The sequence below is a fragment of the Antiquaquibacter oligotrophicus genome, assembly GCF_020535405.1.
Lineage (GTDB): Bacteria > Actinomycetota > Actinomycetes > Actinomycetales > Microbacteriaceae > Rhodoglobus > Rhodoglobus oligotrophicus.
The window spans coordinates 232,547-256,635 of the sequence record NZ_CP085036.1 but is presented as its reverse complement, the minus strand read 5'-3'; the positions used below and the strand labels follow the sequence as shown (position 1 = coordinate 256,635).

The following is a 24,089-nucleotide window of genomic DNA, read 5'->3' as shown; positions in this document are numbered from 1 at the left end:
TCTCGCTCGACGCAGCCGCTGAGTGCTTGCCGAGGTCATCCAACTAGAAGCCGGTCAAAGGCTAGCCTCTCGCCATGCCCGCGAAGCTTTATGCACCATGATGGTCTCACGAGTATCCCGAAACTCTCTCGAATAGTTGTTGGCGCGACCATCGCTAGCCTCTTCGCTGCGGTCCTGACTGCCTGCGCCCCGGATGCGTCCCATCCGCACAGCTTTAGCGTTTCGGTGCAAGGGGGACAGTCCGCGCGCCTTGCTACCGACGGCGATCAACTTGTTGTCGAGCTCTCCGGATCATCAATTGAAGGTTCCGGCACCCTCACGGCAACGGCCGTCACCGCCGAGGGGGATATCGAGGGGTGGAGCATCGAGCTTTCAGACGGTGCGGCGCTCGTCGGTATCGCAACCCTTCAGTTCCAGCACGACTTCGCTGAGGGAGAGCCCGCGCCGCTCGTGACATCGTCCGAAGACGGATCCTCATTTGAGGCTGCCGAAAACGTCCTGTAGAGGGGAACTTTGCGGTGGTGGAGACTTCCCACTCTCGAACTGGTTCACGATGTGGAATGGTGCCCTCTTCGCCCTGAATCCGAACAATCCAGATGCGGCCCGTCACTTCTGCACCAGTGCCCGCGAGATGATGGCAGCAATCTTGGGCGTTGAGGCACCTGACGGCGCGGTCATCGCCGCCAATGCAGACTTCATCCCGACGCCGAATGGCGGTGTTTCGAGGCGAGCAAAGATCCACCACGTTCTGGCACGTAGCGGCAATGCCGTCGCTGAGATGGTCGAATTCGTAGACGCCGATATTGACGACGTGATCACTCTGTTCAATGACTTCGACCACGGGACGCACGGCACGGCCGGACGCTTCCCGATGACGGAGCTGATCGTGCCCAGGAGCGCGTCGAGAAGGCCGTCAAGTTCATTCACCGGCTCGCTCGAGGCTAGGACGGAACCGTTGGGACTACTCGATCGCATCCTTGGCTGGGCAGAACACAGTCGGCCCGACGAACCCACCGAGCAACCGAAGGTCCGCATCGAGATGACGTTCTCCGGTCCGGGCAAGACATCGCTGGTTAAGCCGTCCGGCACCACAACGTTCGCGAAGGAGGCCATCGCGGCACTTGCCGGGCGGCATGCGGTCGGAGATGGCGGCTACCTGGAACTTGAGGCGTCGTTGCAGCGCGAGCCAGATAACCAGGCGGATCCCCACGCCGTGGCGGTTCATGCGGAGGTGAGCCCATTGGCTACCTGCCCGGGTTCGTTGCTCGAGACCTCGACCTGTCCGACGGGGGTACGCGGTCGGTGTCGGTGCAGATCTTCACTGAGTTGCTCCCGAAGGGGCTCCGCGCGGAAGCGTGGGCTTCCCTCGGACGAGGGACGCCCGAATGGGAGTTCTCGCGCAGCAACCGTCCGCCGATGTCCGCCCGCGCGAAGGCGCAGGCGCTTCACGACGGCGTGAGCGAAATGGTTGTCTCGGCACTTGCCGGCGGCGATCGTGCTGAACAGTTCACATCCGGCATGGTGAACGGCGTCCATTACTTGCAGCTGGTCGAGCCTATCAAGGAACTAAAGCGCGACAACCGCCTTGAGGAGGCGCTGACGCTTTGCTACGCGGTCATCGAGGGTGCCGAAGCTTCGGCCTCTCGAGAAAGGCTGGAGCCAGCGCCGTGGCACACCGAGCAGGCTGCGATCATTCATCGAATGCTCGGACAGCACGACCGCGAAGTCGCAGTGCTCGAACGTTGGGTGGAGGCCTGTCCTGCCGACCGGCGCCCTGGCAGTCGGATCAACGAACGTCTGGAAAAGCTGCGCGGATAGGCGCAGCTTCGAGGCGATTCAACGCAATCACGAACCGCTCGCGGAATCGCTTCTGTTGGCCGCTCCCGGGGAATGGGATCATGGCGTCGTGAAGCAGCGGAAGGCCAGCCGCGCGGATCGGGCGATGCAACAGATCGAAGACGTTCTGCTTGATGAGGACGATGCCATCGGGAGCGAGGTCGCCCGCGAGCGAGACCGTCTGGGAGATGCTCCGAGCGAGGGCCGCTTGGCGATCTGCGGTACTGAACTCATTCACCGGAACGGTGGCGAGGTCAATAAGAAAGACACCGTCCGCCCTGAGCTTCTCAAGCCATGGTGTCTTCGCGTTCGGGCCGCTGACTAGCGACGGGTTGTCATATAGCGCTCGGATGACTTCGCGAAACAGGCCGTCCTTGCCCGTGAGGGCGTCGTCGTAGAAGAAGCGACGGTTCGCGAGGTCGCCGCCATCGTCTGGTGCGCTCTCGGCGACGAGCAGCAGGCGAACGCGCTCAGGCTTCCATCGAGCGCGGCGCTCGGCGTACCAAGGGCCCTCGCTCACGCCTGGGGACCGCGACCGAGCATGACCTTGCCTCCGGCAAGGATGACAGCGGACACGAGCCCGATTCCGACGAGCGTCACGATGGCTTTCCGCGTCTCGTCCGCCTGCTTCGCATCGTGGGCGCGACTGTCCTTTTGGCTCTCGGCTTCGGTCGTTCCGGTCTCGGTGAGCTTGTCATTGAGGAAGCGGGCGTGCTCCTCACTGATGTTCGGATTGGCGAGCTGGGCCTTGATGGACTCCCGGATGTCGCCCATCGACTCGTGGAGGCGTTCGCCGCGCTTGTCTTCGTTAGAAGTAGTCTCCTTGAAGGTTCGTTCGGCGGCATTGATCGCGTCCAGGGCGAACTTCTGGAACCCCGGGATCTGCTCGATGAGCTTCAGCCGCACCTCATTCGCCATGTCGGGCATTGATGCAGCAAAGGCCAGCATCTTCTCCTTCGACATCTCCCGGAAAGAGTTAATGCCGAGCGCCTTCTTGACGGCGTCTTCGCTGTCGAGCGTCATGGATGCTCCGTTCGTTCTTGGATCATGGGCTTGGCTCAACGCTATTGCCCGGCCTTGAGCGCGGCGAGTTTTTCTCGGGCCGCAGCTGCAGCCTTTTCAGCCTTCGCGACCTCTCGCTCAGCTTTTGTGACATCGGCCGCGCGGCGCTGCTCGAGTTCCTTCTTCCGGTCCGCGGCCTCAACGTTTCGCTCAGATGTCACGATCCCGCGTGTCATGCTGCACTCGGGGCAGTGCGTCGTCGATCCGACCCAATAGCGCTGGGTGTGGTGCACGTTGTGCTCCACTCGATGACCGCAGGTTAGGTCGAGCGCCCAGATATCGAGTTCTTCATCGCGGCGTACATGACCGTCGAGGATCTTCGCTACCGCGTCGAGCTGACTTCTCGAGAACGGGACTGGCGGGCAGCACAGACCGCAGTGGGTAGTGCGAGACCCGTCTATGCTCCACCGGTGCGCTCGGCAGTCTGGATGCAGCTGCTTGTAGCGAGTCTCAGCGGCATCGTGCTCGATGCGCTGCTCAGGGGAGAGGTGCATCAGCGGCGGCCAGGAGCCGAGGCCGTCAATGACCTCTAGACCACAGCCCCGACAAAGTTCGCCGGCCGCAGCTTGCTCGCGGGTCAGGAACATATCCTCCTCGTGCCACTCGCAGCGCTTGGCCTCACGGCGGAGCGCGTCCTCTTCAGCTCGCAGCGCAGCGGTGCGATGCCGGGTCTCGGCCCGAGTGCGCTTCTGCTCGTCGGTGAGCATCGGCACGACCGCCTACGCCTTCGCGGCCAAGCGGTCGCGAAGGATCTCGACGATGTTGTCGCGGTAGCGATCCTTGACCCGGTGCTTGATGCCCTTCTTCATCTCGCCGAGCAACTTCGCTACTTCCTCGCCGTGACGGAACGTGCCGCCTGCCGCGAAGTAGGCCCGGAGCCAGGCGTCGACGTCGAGCGGGTATCCCGCGGCGGTGAAGGCGCGGACGAGCTGCACGACGGCGTCCTTGCCCTTGCCGGAGCTGAGGCCGTTGTATTCCTCGTTCACCATCGACTTGCCTGCCTCGACCATCAGAGGATCCGGCGCACCGAGCGCTTCGCCGGTGTGGAGGTTCAGGGCACCGAGGCCGTCGAGCCAGGCGCGCACCATGTCGCGCGGCGACCAGATCATAACGAAGACCTTGCCAAGAGCGTCGTGCTTCACTGCGTCACCGAGGGCGTCGAGATCCCGCTCGCCGTAGGGGTGCAGAATCACGACGGCGTGATCCAGCACCTTGTCCTGGCGCGAAAGGCCACCGAGCTCCGAGACGTTAAACACCCTGCGGTCGGCGGCGCTCGGCGCAATGAAGTCCCCGGTTTCGAGGTCCGCACTACGGTCATTGTGATTGAACTTCTTCACATCGGTCACCGCGAAGAGGTATGGGGCTTGGCCGAGCCAGTCTCGGATCACGGCACTCTGCGGAACCATCGTCGTTCCGTGCTGGGCCCAGTCTTCGCGGACCATGTAGGCGAGTTCTGTCATAGGGAAATGGTGGCAGCGGCCTCGGACATCCTTCTCGTTCCGTGGATTGTTGCGGAATGCACAACAGCCCCGATCGGAAGATTGACGCTCGTCACGCTCCGTACAAAATGGGCACTCTCTCCCCTCCGAGAGCGGCTTCAAGAGGAACCATCCGGTTCGTCGACCGCTCGAAGAAGAGGAGGTGTGGTGCTCATGACGGACACGACCCCGGTCGCCGGCTACCCGGCGGCATCCAGTCCGATCCGTACCCTCGCGGTGCGCATCACGGACGACCTGCGAGCGCAGCTGGACGTCATCGCCCAGCTCAACGACCGCAGCGTCACCGAAGAGATCCGTACACCGGAACGATCGACGGGCGGGCCGTTGCCGGCAGAGCTTGGGGCGAGATTCAGGGCACGCCGCCGACCGTCGGGTGCGACAACAGTTCGCCAGCGCTCGCCGCGACCGGGCAGGACATCGCGCCGATCGCTCCCGTGGCGATGCTGCTCCTCTTCACAGGGGGAGGTAGCCCTCTCCATCATGCGTCACAGCTCGAGCTGCGTCGCACAACGCCGCCGCTGACCCGCCAAGGGGCGGGCGGCGACACAGGAGTGTTGCGCTCTTGCCCGACTAGTGGATGGCCGTGAACCGAGCGCGACGGTGCTGAGGCGTCTCGACCTCATCCAGGACGGCGAGGGCCAGGTCGGCGGCGGAGATCACGGAGTTTCCGTCCTCGTCGCGCAGGAGCACGTCGCCTCCGAGGGCGTAGTCACCCTTCGACGGGGTGCCCAGCCAGGAGCCGAAGTTCTCGGGAGGGCTCACGTAGAACCAGTCGAGCGTGTCGGGCGTGGCGCGGAGGAAGTTGAGGGCCCAGATGCCGGTCTCGATTTCGGGCTTCACGTCGGCGGGAATGTGCTCCTTCGAGACATCCCACAGCGTCGGCCCGCCCTCCTGGGTCTGGAGGGAGCTCGCGCCGCCAACGTAACCGAGACGAGTCGGGGTGCCCTGGAGTCGCTGGGCCACACTCTCGATCACGCCTTCGAGCTTGCCCGCCATGTCGCCGCGCGGGGAGAGCGCAATGATGACGACGTCGCTGCCGGGCAGCACCTGGTCGAGGATCGCGGTGTCGAGCGCGGATCCCGCGACATAGTCGACCCCCTCGACGGGCGCCTCGGGCGCGGTGCGGCTCACGGCCTTCACCTGGTGCCCACGCCCAGCCGCTTCGGCGACGATTGCGGCGCCGGCGTAGCCGGTGCCCCCGAGAACGGTGATGAGAGTCATGACGGGTGCTCCTTGGTTTGTCTACCGGTGTCGAAGGAGCCAACACCAGACATGTGCGCGTTCATTCCGAGGAGGTGAGCTGAGCGTCCGTGGCGTCTCAGCCCACCTCCTCGGGATCCGGCAGGACCGTCCTAGTGGGCGGAGCGCAGACGGTCGGCGTAGGTCGGCTGGTGCGCGGTGAACCCGCCATCCACGTAGAGGGTCTGCCCGGTGATGAACCGCGATTCATCCGATGCGAGGAACACCGCCGCGTTTGCGACGTCGGATGGTTCGCCCACGGTTGCGAGAAGCTGCGAGTCGAGCACCATCTGCACGGCAGCAACCGCCTCAAGGCGATGACCTGGCTGCGGAGTGCCCGCTGACGGCGGCGGAATCAGTCCGGGCGCGATCACGTTGGCGCGAATGCCTTTGCGCCCGAAGCCGGTCGCTATCGATTGCGTCAGATAGTTCATCGCGGCTTTGCTCGTTCCGTAGGCCGTGAGAATCGTGTCTCCAGCGTGACCTTGAAGCGACGAGGTGTTGATGATGGAGCCCCCACCGGAGGCGATCATCGCGGGAATCGCATACTTGGCACCCAGGAACACGCTTCCCGTGTTCACCTCGATGGTTTTCGTGAAGTGCTCGAAGCTCATGTCGACCACGTCGGTGTCGGCGAGTATCCACTCGGCGTCTACCAGGCCGGCGTTGTTCCACAGGGCGTCAATGCGCCCATACGTCTTCATCGCGGTCTCGATCATCGCTCGAACGTCATCCGGGTTCGAGACATCACCGATGTGGGTCGTCACGTCAAATCCTCGATCACGCAGCACGGATGCCCGCTCGTCGACGGATCCGGAACGTCCGGCCATCACGAGCCTCGCCCCCTCCCGCGCCATGAGTTCTGCGCCCGCAAACCCGAGTCCACCGCTCGCGCCGGTGATGACAACGACCTTCCCTGTGAGGCGGTCCATCGCTCAGCCGACCTGTGCGGCGCGTGTTGCTTTGAGCGCAGCGGACCATGAGACGAGTTGACTCAGCAAGGTCTGGAGGGCGGCAACATGTGATTCGCCCGGCGACTTGAGTGTGGTGTAGTTCTCGAAGTCGGCGCCGGTGGAGAACATGACTTGCTGTCGCACGCTCGCTACCTGCAGTTCGGCAAGGATGCCTCGCAGGTGCTCTGCCGCGCGCGCCCCGGAGACGACGCCTCCGTAGCTGACGATTCCGGCGGCCTTGTTGTTCCACTCGGAGTACACAAAATCGATCGCATTCTTGAGGGAGCCGGGGATCGACCTGTTGTACTCCGGTGTGACGAAGATGAAGCCGTCGAAGTCGGCGACGAGTGCGGCCCACTGCTTGGTGTGGTCGTTCTCGTAGGCGCCCATGGCGGCCGGGATGCTCTCATCGAGCCTCGAGAGACCCAGTTCGGCAAGGTCGACGAGGTGGTAGTCGGCGCCGCCGTGTGTTGTCGCTTGCCCGAGCACCCAGTGGGCGAGCTGATCTCCCACTCTCCCCGGGCGGGTGCTTGCTACAACAACGGCAATTTTGAGGTCGGACATTGGGTTCCTTTCGTGGTCGCTCGTTCGGCGCCACTCAGGTCAATCAACATCCCCAAACATATATTCCGCTACGCAAACAATTGGTAGCGCAAACTAAATTCGGTCAGGCGGACTCGGCACCCTGAGCCACCGCAAGTCCGTCGATGGAGTCGGAACAGGCATCCGTCGGGGGTGCCGCATTGATGGCGAGGGCGAGGTGCTCCGCTTGGTCGATGAAAGCGACACGCACCTTGGCGGGAACGCTGTCGAGGGCCGACTGTTCAGCCTCTCGAACCGCCGTGTGGAGCTCCGAAAGGACGGATTCTCCGCGCGGGGTGATGGTGATCCGTCTGGCGCGACGATCCTGGGGATCGATGCGTCGCTCAAGGAGACCTGCCGACTCTAGGGAGTCGAGCACGTAGGGCATGACGGTCTTGTCGATGTTGAGATGCTTCGCGAGTCCCGACTGGGTGGGAGGCTCGTTCTGCGAGATGACCGTCAGAATCTCGTAGCCCCGCGTGCCGTGCGGCACATCCGCCAGGGCTTGTTCGACGCGCTCGTGCCACTTGCGCAGGATCACGCTCAGGGACCATCCCAAATCGGGCGAGGTTGGTCCAAGAGGAGTGTTCGATTCGCGATCAGCCATGAGTCCACGTTAGACGATCGTTTGTCGTACCTACAGTATGTGGAGCGATGTACCGCCCTTTGCTCTGGCGAGATTCAGGTGAGCGGACCGGGTGTGGCTGAATCTCGCGCGGATGAGCTCGAGTCGGCGTCCGCCGCCCACGCCGTCCCCAGAGCGAACAGGGTAGAGACACCGTAGTGATTCATCGCCTGCGCTATGCGTCGTCGTCCCGTCCGAGGGTTCACGCCGATGGTGCGGGATGCTGTGTCGAGGGTCATGCCTTTTCGCATGAGGCTGAGCAACGGCGTCCAAGGATGCGCGACCGGGATCGATGGCTCGGCACGCTGCCAGAGGGATGCGAAGTAGGCGGAAACGATGCCGGAGAGCGCCGCGTTGCGCACGCTGATCACACTCGTGGGTCGCCCTTCGCCCCATTCGTAGGGCACGGCAAGCTGGGCGCCGTCAACCCAGAACCAGCTCGGTGGGTCGTCCATAAATCGGTACTCCATGCCGGCCGCAGTGAAGGCGAGAAGCAGGGGTTGCACGGCGGCATCCCCCACTGATGCCTTCGAGAGGATGACGCGCACGGCATCCTTGCTGCGGAACGCCTCCGAGAACCGCGCGACGCGCTCTTCGGGACTCGTCAGGAATCGAGTGATATCGGGGAGCACGGCTTCGAGGGTGCCAGCGTCGCGCTGTCCAAACTCGAACCACACGTCCTCGGATGCCCGGAGGCCATGGCGTGTGACCACCGGGATTGGATCCTGCGAAGTCTGGCCAACCGACCAGTGCCCGATCATCTCCGGGAGCGTCGCCACGATCCGCTCCATCTCGCCGAGGAGATCTTGCGCGTTGTTTCGCAGCTCGGTCGCCCGCGCGGCGACCGACTCCGCCGCCCAATCCGCGGGATTTGTGTAGTCGAGGTCGCCGTCGCGGCCGCCGATCTGGCCACGGTTGCGAAGCCGCGCCACCGCATCTCGCACCTCCTCGACGGGTCGGTGGGAGAGGTGCGCCAACTCGGTGATCGTCCCAGGGCGACCGCGGTAGGCCAGGGCCAAAAGAGACTCGTCGCGCATAAGTCCACAATGTCCGCTTGAGGACACGTCCGCAAGCGGTTCTTGTTCGCGAGGTGGACGGTTTAGGACACTTGAGGAAGATCGGGGTCGCGCGGCCCCGACTGTCGTGCCCGCCGAGCTCTCAGTCGCCGCCTAACGCCGAGGGAAGAAACCATGACGGACTGTCTTGCCGCAACCGGGGCAGATGTGCTGTCGCCCGTCGTTTTTATCGTGTCCCTCGCTGTGCTCGCGATCGGTGCGGTTCTTGTGTTGCGTCGGTACGGCAGTCGGCCCGGCAGGGAGTACGGCGCCGCGTTGTTGGTCCTCGCCCTCGTCGTCGTCGGGGCAGCGACAACGGGTCAGGCTCCGACAACGGCGACCGCCGCGGAGGAGTGTGCGACCATCCAGAAAGACGCAAACGTCACGTTTGTCAGTGGAGACGTGACCTTCCATGCCAGCTATCGAGCCCCGGTCGACCCGACCCGTCCCGTTGCAGCGGCTGTCATTGTCGGCGGCACAGGTGCGGTGGACCGTGACGGCAACGGCGCGGGCATCCGTATGGAACAGTATGCGTGGCTCGCTGATCTGCTTGCCTCACAAGGCATCGCATCGCTGCGCTACGACAAGCTCGGCACGGGCGAGACGGGCCTCGGCCCCTACGCCGATGACCCGAGCCTCCTGCTCTCGCGGGACTACAACGAACTGCGGGTCCAACCCGTGCGTGACGCCCTCTCGTTCCTCGCCGCGAAACCAGGGATCGACCCCGCGAGGCTTCTGCTCATTGGCCACAGCGAGGGCGGCGCCGTCACCATCACGGTCGCCGGCAGCCCAGGCTCTGGGCCCACACCGGCGGGTCTGCTGCTCATCGAGCCGTCGTACGACCGAATTCTCAACGTTGTGCCGCGGCAACTCGCCGAGCAGATAGATGCTGCGGTTGCCGGTTCAGCGATGACCGAAGCGGATGCCGGTGTTCTGAAGTCTTGGATGGCCGACGGTGTCAACGAGATCCGCACTGGCACACCACCGTTCCCCGCACCTGGCCCCGTGCCGCTACCGGGAGCCACCGACTACACGGCCGTCATGCAGTCGACGATCGCGAACAATATCTACGGCTCCGATCCGACACAGATGGTGGTCTCGCACGCCTATCGCACACTCTATGGGCAGCGGTTCGACGAGATTGATGCGGCGACAGTTGCTCCATCAATCACCGTTCCCGTGCTTGTCACGTGTGGCACGAAGGACTTCAACACGCCGTGCGGTGACGGCTCCCCGGGCTCCGGCGTGGCGTATCTCGCCACCCAGTTTGCTCCCGGAGTAGCGCGCTTTGTGGAGCTGACGAATGTCGTGCACATCCTGCGCGATGTCGGCGCGGCGGATGTTCCCAGCCTCGCCGATCAGGTGGCGTACCCGTTCTCGACACAGCTCGAACACGAAGTCACTGCATTCGTCGCCCCCTTCAGCAGATGACCGAGGAGTAGTCATGCGCCGCAACCCATGGATCGCTCTCGCTAGCACGCTGCTGCTCGTCGCGAGTATCGTCGCCTGTACCGCCACGCCTCCTCCTGAGCCGAGCGCCACAGCGAGTGGGGATGCGCTCTTCGCCGAGCGCATGACGGCGGCGCTACTTCAGTGGCGCGCCTCGCCCTCGACGGGGCAGTTCGCCTACACAATCCCGGGAACAGCGGTCGCCGCGTCCGTCGGCGATGGCGATGTCGTGGCGACCTCAAGCGGCGAGGGAGACCCCGGTGAGCCCCTCGCGCCCGACGCGGCCTTCCACATCGGAAGCATGACGAAGCTCTTCACCGCAGCGCTCGTGATGCAACTCGATGAGGAAGGCGCACTCGCGCTCGACGATACGATCGACCGCTGGTTCCCGGCCGCGCCGGGCGGAACCGAGATCACAGTACGGATGCTGTTGCAACACGAGAGCGGGCTCGCCGAGCTCGATTTCGACCTGGTGGGCCACGTGACGCCGCAGGAACTCATCGACCAGGTCTTCATCGAGGAGCCGGTTTTCTCACCGGGCACCGAGTACGAGTACCTCAACGCTGGCTACATCATGCTCGGTCGCGTGGCAGAGCTCGCCGCAGAGACGCCATATGAAGAGCTTGTGCGCACCCGGTTCATTGAGCCACTCGGCCTAACGAGCACGTACCTCGATGGCGAGGCGACCGGGCCGCAGGCAGTGAACGGCTTCGTGCTGGTGTGCGATACCGGCGAGGGTGCCGATTGCCTCAAGCAACACGGAGCCGTCAAGCCGCAATCGCCCTCGCCGCAATGGCCTGGTGCATGGTCGGCTGGGAGCATGGTGAGCTCTGCGCCAGACCAGACGGTCTGGATCCGGGCTCTCGTCGGCGGTGACGTGGTGGACGCTGAGCACCTGGAGGAGATGCTCGAACTGTCGACGAACTCGACGGAGTTCTACGCCGCCACCTACGACGCTTCAGGGGTGCCGCATGTGCAGCTTGGCGAGGGGGCCGGCTTGGCGACGTGGGAGATCCCCGACGTCGGCATCTGCCATGGCCATGCCGGTGCGATTCCCGGCTCGAACGGCATTGCCGCCTACTGCCCAGAAGCAGACCTCGCGATCGTGATCCTCAATGCCATCGAGCCCGCGGGTCTCACCCCCGGATACCCGGGGCTCACTCCGCTCACGGCGGGGGTGCTGTGGGCGCTCGGCGGATAACCTTTCGCGATCGAGAGGCGCTACCCCGTGTTCTGCAGACAGGGGACCTCACACTCGCACGCCCTCACTCGTCACTTCCTAGGGGCGGAACCGCCGCCTCACGGAAGGACTGGTAGATCGTGAAAGTACTCATCGCGGGTGGCCGCGGGCGTGTCGGTTCCAAAGTCGCTGACCTCCTCGAGGCCAAGAATGTGGAAGTCATTTCGGGCGGGCTCGCCGACGGCGTTGACTACATCGAGGGCACGCGCGTAGCAGAGGTGCTCACAGGTGTCGATGTCATCGTCAATGTGCTGAACACGGGGCGCTTCGACGAAGAGGGAGCAGTGCGCTTTTTCGAGGAAACCACTCGGACGCTTACCGCTGAAGGGCAGCGGGCGGGCGTGACCCACCACATTCTGTTGTCCATCGTCGGAGTGGGAGAGGGGGATGCCTCAGATATCGGTTACTACCTGGGAAAGGTTGCTCAGGAACGAGCCATCCGTGAGGGGTCGCTGCCATACTCCATCGTGCGCTCCACTCAATTCCAGGGGTACATTCCGGTTCTCGCCGACCAGTACACGGTTGAGGGTAAGGTGCTCGCGCCGCGCGACCTCATCCAGCCCGTCGAACTCGATGAACTCGTCGATCTTCTTGTGGAAGTGGCACTTGGAGACTCGCCCGTGCCGGAAGTCGAGATTGCCGGGCCGGAGCGTTTCCACCTAGACGATCTTCTCCGGGGCACGCTCGCGGCTCGCGGCGATTCCCGCGAAGTGGTGACGGTAGCTGGGAACGGCGCAATCGACGCGCTGGTTCCCCGCGGCAGCTATCGGATGGGGGAAGTGCTGTACCCGATTCGTGGCATCCCGCTGGCGACCTGACGAAGCGCAGCCACGGCGCGCCACGATTCGTCACGACGAGGCCCGCTCATCGCAACAATCGGATGGGCGGGCCTCGTTGTTCGCCTGCGGAACGGTCAGCTCGTCGCGGGTCGAGGTCGAATGAACAGACCGACGCCGAGCAAAACCGCGACGGCCAGCACAGTCACTTGGCTGATCTGATCGGAGACCGACATGTGCTCGAGGTGAGTGACGTGGTAGGTGAAGTGAAGTACTCCGAACGTCGTCCATGCGACTCCGAGCAGGCGATAGCCAATCTGTGAGCGCCAGAACAGCCCGAGAACGCTGGCGAGCCCGAGTGCGAGGTACTGGGCGCCATGATCACGGATGAGGTGTTCGTTGTACGGGCCGTCCTGCGAAATCCACTCGCCGAGCACCACGGGGAAATGATCGTAGAACTCTCGCGGCAAGAAATACGCCCAGACGCCGACTACTCCCGCGATGGCAATGGTGCCGATGAGGGCAGTCATTTGAATCCGTCCGACTCCCCGGGCATCGATGTCGCGGGCGCTCGAGGATCCGTCGTTTGCGCCGATCGGAGGTTGGTCGCTCGACCGCATCTGCTTACGCCCCCTCATGGTCAGACCGCAGCCACTCGTCGAACGTGACGAGCCCTGACGTCCCATGAGGACTGCCGCGGAGTTTCCCGGACGCGAGTCCGCGCCCGTAGGCACCGGGAAGCCGTAGTTCGATCACGGGACGTCGTGTTCCGTCGTGTGCGAACATCCGGCGCACCATGTCGGACAGCGATTCGTCGCGCGGTCCCAGCAAATCCGGTGCGCGGCCAACCGGTCCGCTTTCCGCGACGCTCACGAGGTGCTGGCCCACCTCCCTTGCGGCAACGGGTCGAGTCAATGTTCTCGGCACAAGCGTCACGGGGCCCAGGGTGGCTTGAGCAGCGATTTGCTCCGCGAACTCGTGAAACTGACCTGCGCGGGCGATGGTGTGCGGTACGCGGGAGCCCTCCACTAGTCGCTCCTGGGCAAGTTTCCCGGCGTAATAGGAGGTATCGATTGTGTCAATGCCGACGATCGAGAGGGTTATGTGATGTTGGGTGCCAGCCTGAGCCTCCGCCTGCAGAAGGTTCCGGGTTGCTGTGTCGAAGAACTCGATTGCCCTCTGTGTCGACAGCGTTGTGGCGTTGAGTGTGTCGATGACGACATCGGCATCCGCGATTGCCTTGAGAATGCCTACACCTTCGAGTACGTCCACTCCGTTTCCTCGTGTCAGGGCAACGACATCGTGACCGCGCTGCTGCGCCGCCTCGACCACGTATCGCCCCACCGTGCCGGTCCCACCGGCAACCGCGATCTTCATCCTGTGATTCCTCGTTTCTGTGGTCGCGGGGTCATCCCGCGGCGGGGCGCACAATGCCCCCATCTACATGACGAGATCGCTAGACAAAGTGTGAGGTTTACGCTCCGCTCGGAGACAGCCAGGTGCCGAGTTTGCGCGGGTCGAGGACCAGCCAGATATCGGTGATGCCTTCCGACTCGATGTGGAAACTGACGACACCGAAGAGCTTCCCAGCCAGGGTGAGGGCGTACCCAAGCCCATCGGCGGTGCGCCGTTCCTCGAAGACTAACTCGGGCTCCTTCTGCAGAACTCCGAGCAGGAAGCGGGCGACGCGGTCGGCACCCGCGACAACATTCGGAGCAACCCGGACGACACCGCCGCCGTCTGCCCGCAGCTCCACGCCCGGGGCCAATGTCTCCATCAGCAGACGGATGTCTCCACCCCGAGTTGCGGAGTGAAACGCCCGAACTACTTCATCATGTCGCTCCGGGGCGACCACCGTGGTGCGCTTCTCGCGCACGTGACGACGAGCGGAGGCCGCCAACTGCCGGGTGGCTTCGGGCGAGCGTCCGACGAGTTCCGCGATTTCAACGAAGGGCGTGCCGAACACGTCGTGAAGCACGAAGGCAACCCGCTCTGCCGGGGTCATGGATTCCAGGACCATCAGCAGTGCAGTGCTGACCGCGTCGTCTAACGTCACTCGATCGAGCGGGTCCTGGATGCCCTCCGCGATGCTCCCGGAGGGCACGGTGTCGAGGAAGAGGTCAGCGGGAACCGGTTCCGGTATCCACTGCCCGACCTGTTGTTCTCGTCGGACTCGAGCCGACTTGAGCACGTCGAGCGCGACACGGCTTGCGACGCGGGTCAGCCACGCGGCTGGTACGGCGATGGCCTCTCGCTCCTGCTCGCTCAACCGATACCACCGCGTGTAGGTTTCCTGCACGATGTCTTCGGCGTCCGCTACGGTCCCAGTCATCCGATAGGCCAAGGACACCAAACGACGCCGTTCTCCGATTACGTCCTGGTCTTCGGTTGGACCATTTTCGTCTAGCGCCACGCGGATCTCTCTTTCGTCGGCCGCCGGATCGGCTGAGTATCCGACCGTGTCGTGTCGCAAATATGACGAAACGGCGGCTGCACATGTGAGGTCGCGCGCGTGGCGAACCTACCCCGTGTTCTGCAGCCCTGCCGCGACCCCGCTCACGGAGAGCAGCAGGAGCCGCTGCAGCTCGGGATCCGGGTCCGCGTTCTGCGGTGTCGCACGCAGTTCTCGAAGGGCTCGTAGTTGGAGCAGTGAGAGTGCGTCCACGTAGGGGCTGCGCATCTTGACGGCACGCTGCAGTACGGGCTTGTTAGCGAGCAGTTCATCGCCCCCGGTGAGACGCACAACCCATTCGCGGGTGAGGTCCATCTCCTCGTTGACGAGATCGGCAAGATCGTCTCGGTCACCGAGCTCGAGGTAACGCTGAGCGATACGCTCGTCGGCTTTCGCGAGGCTCATGGCGACGTTGTCGATCATGGTGCGGAAGATCGGCCACTCCGCGTAGGCGAGGGCGAGCTTCTCGGCATCTCCCACCGCCTCCAGCGCGGACCCGAGTCCGAACCATCCCGTAAGGTTGATACGCGCCTGCGTCCACGAGAACACCCACGGAATCGCGCGCAGGTCCTCGAGAGACTCAACGGAGAGGCCGCGTCGCGCGGGGCGCGATCCGAGTGCCAGGAGTCCGATTTCCTCCATGGGAGTTACGGTGGCGAACCACGGGGCGAAGCCGGGCGACTTCACGAGTTCGAAGAAACGCTTGCGGGATGCCGCATCCATCGTCGCTGCGACGTCCGCGAACCGCGTGGCAGCCCCGTCGTTGCGCTGCTCGATGGAGGGGGCGGACGCAAGCAGCGTCGCGGCTGCAACCTGATCGACGTGACGCATCGCGATGTCGGGGTCGCCGTAGCGGGCGAAGATGACCTCGCCCTGTTCGGTGACCTTGAAGCGTCCGTCGACGGAGTGCGGCGGCTGGCCGAGGATCGCGGAGTTCGCGGGGCCACCGCCGCGGCCGAGCGCGCCGCCGCGACCGTGGAAGAGGGTGAGCTCGATGTTGTTCTCGCGCGCCCACGTGGAGATCTTCTCCTGGGCTTCGTACAGTGCGAGGGTCGCGGCGACGGGGCCGACATCCTTGGAGGAGTCGGAGTAGCCGAGCATGACCTCGAGCTTGCGGCCCGTGGCATCCAGTCGCGCGGAGAATTCGGGGTGCTCAACGATTTCGGCGAGGATGCCGGGTGCCGCCTGGAGGTCGGCGAACGTCTCGAACAGCGGGATCACGTCGAGCACCGGGGGAGTGCCCTGGGGACCAACCGCTGCACGTGCGAGGCGGTGCACGGTGGCGAGATCTTCGGCGGACTGCGTGAACGAGACGATGTAGCGGCCTGCCGCGCGCGGTCCGTAGCGCTTCTGGATCTGCGCGATCACGCGGATGACCTCGAGCACTTCCTGCGCCTGCTCGCTCAGCTCACCGCCGGCCTCGACCTCGGCGATCACCTTGGCGTGGACGGCGGAGTGCTGACGAACCTCGAGTTCGGCGAGGTGGAACCCAAAGGTCTGCACCTGCCAGATGAGCTCCTGCAGGGCGCCGTACGCCTGGCGAGGCGCGGATGCCGCAACGAGCGACTCCTGCACGATGCGCAACTGCGCGAGGAGTTCCTCGGGGTCGCGGTAGGCGAGGTCGGCGTCGCGTGTGCGCGTCGCAGCGATACGCCGAGCGATCATGAGCAGCACACGTCGGTGGGTCTCGTTGGGGGAGCGCTTGGCCACTTCATCCGCCACGGCCTCGTCGGCCGAGCGCAGCGACTGCCACAGGGCGGTGAGGTCGGCGGACGGCGGGGTGGTCGTCGCGTCCAGGGTCAGTTCACGACCGACGCGAGCGGTCGTACGCTCCAGGCCGAGCAGAACGTGCTCGCTTGCGATGGCTGCCGCGTCGCGGGTGACGGATGCCGTGACAAATGGGTTACCGTCACGGTCGCCGCCGACCCACGTGCCGACCCTGACGAAGGGCTCAACCACGGGCGCGGTGGACCCGGCGCGACCGCCCTGCAACGCGTCATCGATGCGGCGGTAGACGGCGGGAATGGACGTGTACAGGGTCTCGTCGAAGATCGCCATGACGGAGCGGACCTCGTCGATGGGGGTCGGCTTCTCGGCGCGGAGCGGTGCTGTGCGCCACAGGGTGTCGATCTCGGCGAGCATGGCGCGCTTGATGCGGTCACCCTCAGCGCCACCGGGGGAGGCGTCGTTTTCGCGAACGAGGGTAGCGAGGCGGCGAATCGTGTCGGAGACGGCACGACGGCGGGCCTCGGTGGGGTGTGCGGTGAACACCGGGTGGAAGCGCAACTCTCGGAGTCGCTGCAGGGCGGCGTCTCCGCCGATCTCGGCGCTCAGCTGCGCGAATGCGCCGTCGACGGAGTCGTTGCCGGGCTCCGAGTCGCTCGCCGCACGCTCGCGCAGGACGCGCACACGCTGGTGCTCTTCGGCGAGGTTCACGAGGTGGAAGTAGGCGGTAAAGGCGCGAGCAACTTCTTCGGCACGCTCGATGTCGAAGGATTCCGCGACCTCGGCAGCACGCGCGAAGGCTTCGGGCCCGGCGTCAACGTAGGCCTGGATCGTGGCGATGCGCAGCCGTTCGACGTCTTCGTACAGACCGGGGGAGCCACTTTCTCGCAGCACACGGCCGAGCAGCTCGCCGAGCATCCGCACCTCGGCGCGCATGTGTTCGGGTATTTCCTGCCCGGCTTCGTAACGCCCGACAAGTTTCAGGGTCTCAGTGGGGGTGGGCTCGCGCATTCCTCTACCGTATCGAGGCTGGAGACCCCCGAATGACACGTGCGGGCTACTCCACGGGGTCGCGCGGGTTGATGCGCTCCACGATGAGTGGGTCGATGGGTGTCTCGGGGAACTGCGGCAGGTTCGCCTCAGGCACCTCGAAGGCCGCGGCGAGCACCTCACGCGAGAACGCGGACGCGGTCGCGCGGTAGCCAATGTCACCCGGCATGGGCTGGTCGAAGAAGATGAGAAAGTGGATGCCCTCATCTCCGAGAGCCTCAATGTGATGCGGGTAGGCGCGCGGGATGAAGTAGGTGTCGCCCGGGTTCAGTTCGTAGGTCTCGAGACTTCCGTCGGGGCTGAGCACGGTCATCCGGGCGTTGCCCTTCTGTACGTAACCCATCTCCGCGGTGATCGGATGCCAGTGCGGCTCCCGCATGCCGGTGCCGCCCACGCCGAGCGAATACATGGAGAGGTCCTCTAGGGCAGCCCAGTACTGGGATCGCGCGAACTTGGCGTAGCCGTAGTCGTACTGCAGGGGCGCGATCTCGCCCTCGACGTCGAACAGATGCGCGTTGGGGAGACCTGCAGAGTCCGGCACCCGAGCGCTGCCCTCACGCCGAACGATTTGGGATGCCCGCTCCCGGTCGAAGACCTCGAAGGTCGACGCCGGCATTCCGTAGGTGTTGCCGAGCACGGCATCCGTCATTGCGCTGAAACTATTGCGCAGGGAGAAGTGCGCAGGCCGATCGCTGCGCAGACCCGCGATGATCTCGGCCTCATCGTCTCCGATGTTCTCGATGTGATAGACCGCGCCAGACTCGACGTGGTACATCTGCCCGGGCTTCACGATGAATGACGAGAACTCGTCCTTGTTGCCGAGCATCGACACGAGCACCGTGCCCGTGATCACGTAGGCGAGCTGGTTGGCGTTGACGTTCCACTGCGGTTCGCGGATGGCGCCCGGCGCGAGCGTGATGCGCTTGATGGAGAGCCCGGAGAGGATCGGCAACGAGGCCGACGTGAGCTGGGTGATCGACCCGAACTCGTTCTCGAATACGTGCTCGCCCGCGGTGAGGGACGCCTTGTGCAGTGAGGGATTCGCCATGCTGTTCTCCTGTGCGGGGTGGGTACCTCAGACACTAGTAGCGCCACCGTCCATCCCAAATGCAGGAGTTCCGAAGTATTTACGGGCACTTCACGCGGGATCCGGAATCGGGCGGCCGAATCTCCTGCATTTGGGATGACGGGGATGACGCGGGGCGGATGCCCGGCTCAGCGCAACGCGGGCGCGATGTCGCGCATGATGCTGCCGAGGATCTTCGCGTTGAACTCGACACCGAGCTGGTTGGGCACGGTGACGAGCACCGTGTCCGCTGCGGCGACCGCGGCATCCTGAGCCAACTCGGCGGCGATCGCGTCGGGTTCGCCGATGTAGCTGCGACCGAATCGCGACAGAGCGCCGTCGAGCATGCCCACCTGATCCTTGGCGTCGGCCTGCGCTCGCAAACCGAAGTAGTGCCGTGTCTCGTCGTCGATGATCGGCAGGATGCTGCGGCTCACCGACACGCGGGGTTCGCGCTCCCATCCCGCAGCGACCCACGCCGAACGGAACAACGCGATCTGCTCCGCCTGCAGTTCATCGAACGGAACTCCGGTGTCCTCGGTCAGCAGGGTCGAGCTCATGAGGTTCATGCCCTGCTGGGCCGTCCACTCCGCGGTCGCTCGGGTGCCGGAGCCCCACCAGATGCGGTCGGAGAGCCCGGGGGATTGGGGCTGGATGGACAGTGGAGCAGTTGTCCCCGTCATCGCCGGGTTCGCCTGCGCGACTCCGGCACCGGCGATTGCGGCACGGAAGACCTCGGCGTGGTGGCGAGCCATGGTTCCGTCATCCTCGCCATCGGCGGGCACATATCCGAAGGACTCGTACCCGCGGAGGGCCGTCTCGGGTGACCCTCGACTGATGCCGAGCTGAAGCCGCCCGCCGCTGATGAGGTCGGCGGCCGCCGCATCCTCAGCCATGTACAGCGGGTTCTCGTACCGCATGTCGATCACACCCGTGCCGATCTCGATGCGCGAGGTCTTCGCGCCGATCGCGGCGAGCAGGGGGAAGGGCGAGGCAAGCTGCCGGGCGAAGTGGTGAACACGAACAAAAGCGCCGTCCACCCCGAGTTCCTCGGCGGCGACCGCGAGTTCGATGGTCTGAAGGAGTGAGTCCTGACCAGTCAGCACCTTCGAACCCGGCACCGCCTGCCAATGCCCGAACGAGAGAAACCCGATACGCGTCATGCCCGCGAGCGTAGTCCAGGGTCCCGTGCCTCCAGAGTGCACCTGCGACTAGTTGTGCTGCGCCAACGTGTCGCAACTGCTCACTCGGGCCTGCCACGCGCACGGCGGTTACCCTTAACCCATGGACAAGACCGTGCGGGATGCCCGCCCCCAGGTTCGCCCGACCCCGGAGGGTTGGGTGCAGGCGATGGGGCCCGACGGTAGGCCAGCCCTGCAGTTCGCGTCGCCGAAGCGCGGAAAGCCTCCCGTGCACCTCGCCGACCTGGACCCGGCCGCGCGTCGCGAGCGCCTCAAGGAGCTCGGGATGCCCGCCTACCGGGCCACACAGCTTTCCACCCACTACTTCTCGCGGTACACCGATGTCGCCTCCGAAATGACCGACCTGCCGGCATCCTCTCGTGACGAACTGGTCGCCGGGATGCTCCCGCCGCTGCTCACGGAGGTGCGGCGTATCGCCACCGACAAGGGCGACACGATCAAGTTCTTGTGGAAGCTGCATGACGGCGCCCTTGTCGAGTCCGTGCTCATGCGTTACCCGGGCCGCATCACGCTGTGCGTGTCGTCGCAGGCTGGCTGCGGCATGAACTGCCCGTTCTGCGCTACCGGGCAGGCCGGTCTCACCCGCAACATGTCGACCGCCGAGATCATCGACCAGGTGGTGCGCGCGAATCGCGCCATCGCCGAGGGGGAGCTCGGCAAGGCGGAGCACGACGGCGAGCGTGTCACCAACATCGTCTTCATGGGTATGGGTGAGCCGCTCGCCAACTACAAGCGTGTGATCGACGCGGTGCGCATCATGACGGCACCCCAGCCCGACGGGCTCGGGATGTCGGCGCGCCACATCACCGTCTCGACGGTGGGCCTCGTGCCTGCCATCCGCAAGCTTGCCGAGGAGAAGATTCCGGTCACGTTCGCCCTGTCCCTTCACGCTCCGGACGATGATCTTCGCGACGAACTCATTCCGGTCAACTCGCGCTGGAAGGTCGACGAGGCGCTCGACGCCGCGCGTGCCTACTTCGAGGCGACCGGGCGCCGCGTCTCGATCGAGTACGCGCTCATCAAAGACATGAACGACCACGGTTGGCGCGCCGACCTTCTCGCGGCGAAACTCAACGAGCGTGGCCGCGGGTGGGTGCACGTCAACCCGATTCCCCTCAACCCAACGCCGGGCTCCATCTGGACGTCGTCGGAGCCTGACGTTATGCGGGAGTTCGTGCGCCGCATCGAGGCAGCGGGTATCCCCACGACCCTGCGTGATACCCGGGGCAAGGAAATCGACGGCGCGTGCGGCCAGCTCGCCGCCGCGGACGCCTGATCCGGGCATCCGGTCACTAGGATCACACCATGCTGACCGCGCCGGAGGGGGCCATCGCGGAGCGGGGACTCTCCGCCGCGGAGGTGGCAGCGCGTCGAGCCGACGGCAGAACCAACGCATTCTCCCCGCCGTCGAGCCGTAGCCTGGGGGCGATTCTCCGCGCCAATGTACTCACGCTCTTCAATGCAATCATCGCGGGATGTTTCATCGTGCTGCTCGCGATCGGCCACTGGCAGGACGCGCTCTTCGGCCTGAGCGCCCTCGCCAATGCGGTCATCGGCACGGTCCAGGAGTATCGCGCGAAACTCGCGCTCGACAGGCTGGCTCTCCTCAATGCTCCGCTCGCTCGAGTGCGTCGAGACGACGTGGAACAACAGGTAGCCGTCGCTGAGGTTGTGCTCGACGACCTCTTGGAGCTTCGCCCCGGGGAGCAGGTGCCGGCGGATGCCGCGGTCGTCTCCTCTGCGCGTCTCCAGGTCGACGAATCAATGCTCACGGGCGAATCCGATCCCGTCGATAAGGATCCGGGCGACCGCCTGTTGTCGGGTTCGGTGGTCGTCGCGGGGGAGGGCGCGGCTCGGGTCGATCGTGTTGGCGCTGACTCCTTCGCCAACCAGCTCGCCAGCCAGGCGAAGCGGTTCTCCTTGGTTGCCTCGGAGTTGCGGTCGTCCATCAACCGCGTGCTCACGTGGCTGACGTGGGCGATCGGGCCGCTCACCCTGCTTGTGCTCAACGCCCAGATGGTTGCGGAAGGCGGTTGGGCCGAAGCGATCGAGTCCGGGGACTGGCGAGACGCGGCCGTGGACACGATCGCTGCGGTTGTCGCGATGATTCCCCTCGGGCTCGTGCTCATGACGAGCATCGCTTTCGCGGTCGGTGCCGTGAAACTCTCCCGGCGCAAAGTGCTCGTGCAAGAACTCGCCGCGGTCGAGGGCCTTGCCCGCGTCGACATCATTTGCCTCGACAAGACCGGAACGCTCACGGCCGGCGACATCGTGTTCGATGAGGCGCACGCGCTCGGCGACCACAGCAATGAGGACTGGCACGCAGTGCTCGCGTGGAACGGCGCCGAGCCCGACGCGAATGCAACCGCACGCTGTCTCGCGCCCGAGTTCCCGATAACCGAGCCTCTCGTCGCCGCCGAGCGTATTCCGTTCTCGTCTGCTCGCAAATGGAGCGCCGTGTCGTTCTCGACGGGCCCGACGGGCACGTGGGTGCTCGGTGGCCCGGAGATGGTTTTCGGTGATGGCGGCGAGTACGGCCCGCTCCTGAAACGCGCGGCGGAACTCGCCGGTTCCGGGCGACGCACGCTTGTGCTGGCTCGTGCCGATGCCCAGCTCACCGCGGAGGATGCCGACGCCGAACGCCGCCCGGAGCAGCTCGAGCCCGTGGCTCTGCTGACCTTCCGCGAGAGCATCCGCCCCGATGCTCGCGAGACGCTCGAGTACTTCGCCGATCAGGGTGTCGACGTTCGGATCATTTCCGGCGACAACCCGCACACCGTTGCGGCGATCGCGCGCGAGGTGGGCCTCGAGAACGCCAGTGGATTCGACGCGCGTGACCTGCCGGAGGACGAGCGCGAACTGCGCGAGGTGCTCGAGCGCAACCAGGTGTTCGGGCGGGTGACTCCCGAGCAGAAGCGTGCGATCGTCCTTGCTCTCAAGGCTGCCGGCCACACGGTCGCGATGACGGGAGACGGCGTCAACGACGCTCTCGCGATCAAGGACGCGGACATCGGCATCGCCATGGAGTCGGGTTCTGCTGCCACCAAGGCGGTGGCTCGACTGATCCTCCTCGATGGTCGGTTCTCGCACCTGCCGGGTGTGGTCAAAGAGGGACGACAGGTGATCGCGAACGTCGAACGCGTCTCGATGCTGTTTCTCTCCAAGACGTCGTACGCGGTCGCTCTCGCCCTCGTATTCGGTGCCCTGATGATCGAGTTCCCCTTCCTGCCGCGCCAGCTGTCGGTGACGGACGGCCTCACCATCGGAATCCCGGCATTCTTCCTCGCTCTGCTGCCGAACGCGCGTCGGTACGAGCCGGGCTTCCTCCGTCGCTCGCTGTCGTTCGCGATACCGTCTGGCCTCGTCATCGCGGCGATGATCACCGCGATCGCGCTCATTGCGGGGGCCCAGGGGGTGAGCGTCGCCGAAGAACGCACCGGAGCGACGATCGCGATCGCTCTCGCCGGACTCGCGGTGCTCGTCTCCCGATCCCTGCCGTTCTCGCTCATCAAGGCGGCGATCGTCGCCGCGATGATCCTGGGTCTCATTCTCGTGGTGACGGTGCCGATCGCGAGTTCGTTCCTCATCCTCGTGCCGTTGCCGCCCCCGTACCTCACCGCGGTGCTCGGGTGCACCGCGGTCGCGGTTGTCGGTATCGCCCTTGTGCACGTCGCCCATTCGCGATGGGTTGCGGTTCAGCGATGACGAGGGCGACGGCACAGCAGGTCATCGATGCACTCGGCCTCACCCCGGCGCAGACGTGCGGTTACGTTCGCGTCACCTACACGAGCTCGCTTGAGCTTGCTGCCCATGCCCTGCCATCGCCGCTCCAGTCACCGCGCCCGGTGGGTACCGCCCTGTACTTCCTCGTCGCGCCGGAAGCGCCGGTGCGACTCCACCGCATTCGCAACGACCAGCTCTACCACTACTACGCGGGAGACCCGCTCGAGTTGTTGCTCCTGTTGGAGGATGGCACGAGCAGTCGGCACACGATCGGTCCCGATATCCTCGGCGGCCACAACGTGCAGCTACTGATTCCGGGCGGCACGTTTCACACCGCGCGTGTGGCCGGTGACTGGTTTCTCGGCGGCTCGACGGAGTCGCCGGGTGTTGTGCCCGAGGACGTGGAGCTCGGGGATCCGGATGCCCTGGCGCTGCGTCATCCGGACGTCGCCGAGCTGATTCGTACCTACCCTCTGCCAGCCACCGGCGAGCCGCGTGGCTCGGTGCCGCCGGACCCCGCAACACGCCGCTAGCATGTGCTCAGCCCCGTCCGCG

At 65.0% G+C, this 24,089-nt stretch carries 25 protein-coding genes and 1 pseudogene; 10 read left to right on the top strand and 16 right to left on the bottom strand.

What is annotated here, in order from left to right; all coding sequences use genetic code 11:
• The first annotated feature begins 225 nt into the window (after positions 1-225).
• Together LH407_RS01250 and LH407_RS14190 are read left to right on the top strand one after the other, a co-directional pair.
• Positions 226-504, top strand: coding sequence for a hypothetical protein (locus LH407_RS01250; RefSeq protein WP_322133104.1), 279 nt, complete (start codon positions 226-228; stop codon positions 502-504).
• Between the two features lie 49 nt (positions 505-553).
• Positions 554-868 (top strand): annotated as a pseudogene (locus LH407_RS14190) (pPIWI-associating nuclease domain-containing protein); the annotation flags it as partial.
• A 93-nt stretch (positions 869-961) separates the two neighbouring features.
• On the opposite strand, the gene LH407_RS01245 reads toward LH407_RS14190, so the two are convergent.
• Positions 962-1,225 carry a hypothetical protein gene (locus LH407_RS01245; protein ID WP_322133105.1) on the bottom strand — a complete coding sequence of 88 codons (264 nt, stop codon included), beginning with the start codon at positions 1,223-1,225 and terminating at the stop codon, positions 962-964.
• A 77-nt stretch (positions 1,226-1,302) separates the two neighbouring features.
• Between LH407_RS01245 and LH407_RS01240 the strand changes: the two genes are divergently transcribed.
• The gene (locus LH407_RS01240) at positions 1,303-1,818 is read left to right on the top strand and encodes a hypothetical protein (protein ID WP_322133106.1); all 516 of its coding nucleotides are present in this window, start codon (positions 1,303-1,305) and stop codon (positions 1,816-1,818) included.
• Here LH407_RS01240 and LH407_RS01235 read toward each other — a convergent pair.
• Genes LH407_RS01235 through LH407_RS01220 form a run of 4 tightly spaced genes read right to left on the bottom strand, consistent with a single transcriptional unit; the run spans position 1,787 to position 4,358 of the window.
• Positions 1,787-2,356 (bottom strand): hypothetical protein, encoded by a 570-nt coding sequence (locus LH407_RS01235; protein ID WP_322133107.1) that lies wholly within the window; start codon positions 2,354-2,356, stop codon positions 1,787-1,789. The two genes, LH407_RS01240 and LH407_RS01235, sit on opposite strands and share 32 nt — an antisense overlap.
• Entirely contained in the window at positions 2,353-2,859 is a 507-nt protein-coding gene (locus LH407_RS01230; RefSeq protein ID WP_322133108.1) for a hypothetical protein, read from the bottom strand. The genes LH407_RS01235 and LH407_RS01230 overlap by 4 nt, the downstream gene beginning before the upstream one ends.
• Positions 2,860-2,900: 41 nt before the next feature.
• Positions 2,901-3,605, bottom strand: coding sequence for a hypothetical protein (locus LH407_RS01225; protein ID WP_322133109.1), 705 nt, complete (start codon positions 3,603-3,605; stop codon positions 2,901-2,903).
• Positions 3,606-3,617: 12 nt separating this feature from the next.
• Positions 3,618-4,358, bottom strand: coding sequence for a hypothetical protein (locus LH407_RS01220; RefSeq protein WP_322133110.1), 741 nt, complete (start codon positions 4,356-4,358; stop codon positions 3,618-3,620).
• 192 nt (positions 4,359-4,550) lie between these two features.
• Between LH407_RS01220 and LH407_RS01215 the strand changes: the two genes are divergently transcribed.
• A complete protein-coding gene (locus LH407_RS01215; protein WP_322133111.1) occupies positions 4,551-4,919 on the top strand; it encodes a hypothetical protein in 369 nt (122 codons plus the stop codon).
• Between the two features lie 48 nt (positions 4,920-4,967).
• Here LH407_RS01215 and LH407_RS01210 read toward each other — a convergent pair whose 3' ends face one another.
• The 5 genes from LH407_RS01210 to LH407_RS01190 all read right to left on the bottom strand — a co-directional run bounded on the left by LH407_RS01210 (position 4,968) and on the right by LH407_RS01190 (position 8,833).
• Entirely contained in the window at positions 4,968-5,618 is a 651-nt protein-coding gene (locus LH407_RS01210) for an NAD(P)-dependent oxidoreductase (protein ID WP_322133112.1), read from the bottom strand.
• Positions 5,619-5,749: 131 nt separating this feature from the next.
• A complete protein-coding gene (locus LH407_RS01205; RefSeq protein WP_322133113.1) occupies positions 5,750-6,568 on the bottom strand; it encodes an SDR family NAD(P)-dependent oxidoreductase in 819 nt (272 codons plus the stop codon).
• 3 nt (positions 6,569-6,571) lie between these two features.
• A complete protein-coding gene (locus LH407_RS01200) occupies positions 6,572-7,153 on the bottom strand; it encodes an NADPH-dependent FMN reductase (protein WP_322133114.1) in 582 nt (193 codons plus the stop codon).
• 103 nt (positions 7,154-7,256) lie between these two features.
• Entirely contained in the window at positions 7,257-7,778 is a 522-nt protein-coding gene (locus tag LH407_RS01195; protein ID WP_322133115.1) for a MarR family winged helix-turn-helix transcriptional regulator, read from the bottom strand.
• Positions 7,779-7,852: 74 nt separating this feature from the next.
• Complete coding sequence (locus LH407_RS01190; RefSeq protein ID WP_322133116.1) at positions 7,853-8,833, bottom strand: hypothetical protein; 981 nt, start codon at positions 8,831-8,833, stop codon at positions 7,853-7,855.
• A 153-nt stretch (positions 8,834-8,986) separates the two neighbouring features.
• On the opposite strand from LH407_RS01190, the gene LH407_RS01185 reads away from it, so the two are divergent.
• The 3 genes from LH407_RS01185 (at position 8,987) to LH407_RS01175 (ending at position 12,358) form a co-directional block, all read left to right on the top strand.
• Positions 8,987-10,282: an alpha/beta hydrolase gene (locus tag LH407_RS01185; protein WP_322133117.1), complete on the top strand. Its 1,296-nt coding sequence runs from the start codon at positions 8,987-8,989 to the stop codon at positions 10,280-10,282.
• 13 nt (positions 10,283-10,295) lie between these two features.
• Positions 10,296-11,501 (top strand): serine hydrolase domain-containing protein, encoded by a 1,206-nt coding sequence (locus tag LH407_RS01180; RefSeq protein ID WP_322133118.1) that lies wholly within the window; start codon positions 10,296-10,298, stop codon positions 11,499-11,501.
• A 119-nt stretch (positions 11,502-11,620) separates the two neighbouring features.
• Positions 11,621-12,358, top strand: a complete 738-nt coding sequence (locus LH407_RS01175; RefSeq protein ID WP_322133119.1) for an SDR family oxidoreductase — start codon at positions 11,621-11,623, stop codon at positions 12,356-12,358.
• A gap of 95 nt (positions 12,359-12,453) precedes the next feature.
• On the opposite strand, the gene LH407_RS01170 is transcribed toward LH407_RS01175, so the two are convergent.
• From LH407_RS01170 to LH407_RS01145, 6 genes are all read right to left on the bottom strand, one after another.
• On the bottom strand, positions 12,454-12,846 hold the full coding sequence (locus LH407_RS01170; protein WP_322133120.1) for a hypothetical protein: 393 nt from the start codon (positions 12,844-12,846) through the stop codon (positions 12,454-12,456).
• A 94-nt stretch (positions 12,847-12,940) separates the two neighbouring features.
• The gene (locus LH407_RS01165; RefSeq protein ID WP_322133121.1) at positions 12,941-13,693 is read right to left on the bottom strand and encodes an SDR family oxidoreductase; all 753 of its coding nucleotides are present in this window, start codon (positions 13,691-13,693) and stop codon (positions 12,941-12,943) included.
• Positions 13,694-13,790: 97 nt separating this feature from the next.
• Positions 13,791-14,729, bottom strand: coding sequence for an RNA polymerase sigma factor SigJ (sigJ, locus tag LH407_RS01160; protein ID WP_322133122.1), 939 nt, complete (start codon positions 14,727-14,729; stop codon positions 13,791-13,793).
• Between the two features lie 108 nt (positions 14,730-14,837).
• Positions 14,838-17,504, bottom strand: a complete 2,667-nt coding sequence (locus tag LH407_RS01155; RefSeq protein ID WP_322133123.1) for a phosphoenolpyruvate carboxylase — start codon at positions 17,502-17,504, stop codon at positions 14,838-14,840.
• 46 nt (positions 17,505-17,550) lie between these two features.
• Complete coding sequence (locus LH407_RS01150) at positions 17,551-18,591, bottom strand: cupin domain-containing protein (protein WP_322133124.1); 1,041 nt, start codon at positions 18,589-18,591, stop codon at positions 17,551-17,553.
• 167 nt (positions 18,592-18,758) lie between these two features.
• On the bottom strand, positions 18,759-19,772 hold the full coding sequence (locus LH407_RS01145; RefSeq protein WP_322133125.1) for an LLM class flavin-dependent oxidoreductase: 1,014 nt from the start codon (positions 19,770-19,772) through the stop codon (positions 18,759-18,761).
• 121 nt (positions 19,773-19,893) lie between these two features.
• Between LH407_RS01145 and rlmN the strand changes: the two genes are divergently transcribed.
• From rlmN to LH407_RS01130, 3 genes are read left to right on the top strand one after another with little or no spacing between them, the layout of a single operon-like run.
• A complete protein-coding gene (gene rlmN / locus LH407_RS01140) occupies positions 19,894-21,087 on the top strand; it encodes a 23S rRNA (adenine(2503)-C(2))-methyltransferase RlmN (protein WP_322133126.1) in 1,194 nt (397 codons plus the stop codon).
• A 29-nt stretch (positions 21,088-21,116) separates the two neighbouring features.
• Positions 21,117-23,516, top strand: a complete 2,400-nt coding sequence (locus LH407_RS01135; RefSeq protein ID WP_322133127.1) for an HAD-IC family P-type ATPase — start codon at positions 21,117-21,119, stop codon at positions 23,514-23,516.
• Positions 23,513-24,067: a cupin domain-containing protein gene (locus LH407_RS01130; protein ID WP_322133128.1), complete on the top strand. Its 555-nt coding sequence runs from the start codon at positions 23,513-23,515 to the stop codon at positions 24,065-24,067. Before LH407_RS01135 ends, LH407_RS01130 begins: the two co-directional genes overlap by 4 nt.
• The last annotated feature ends 22 nt before the right edge of the window (positions 24,068-24,089 follow it).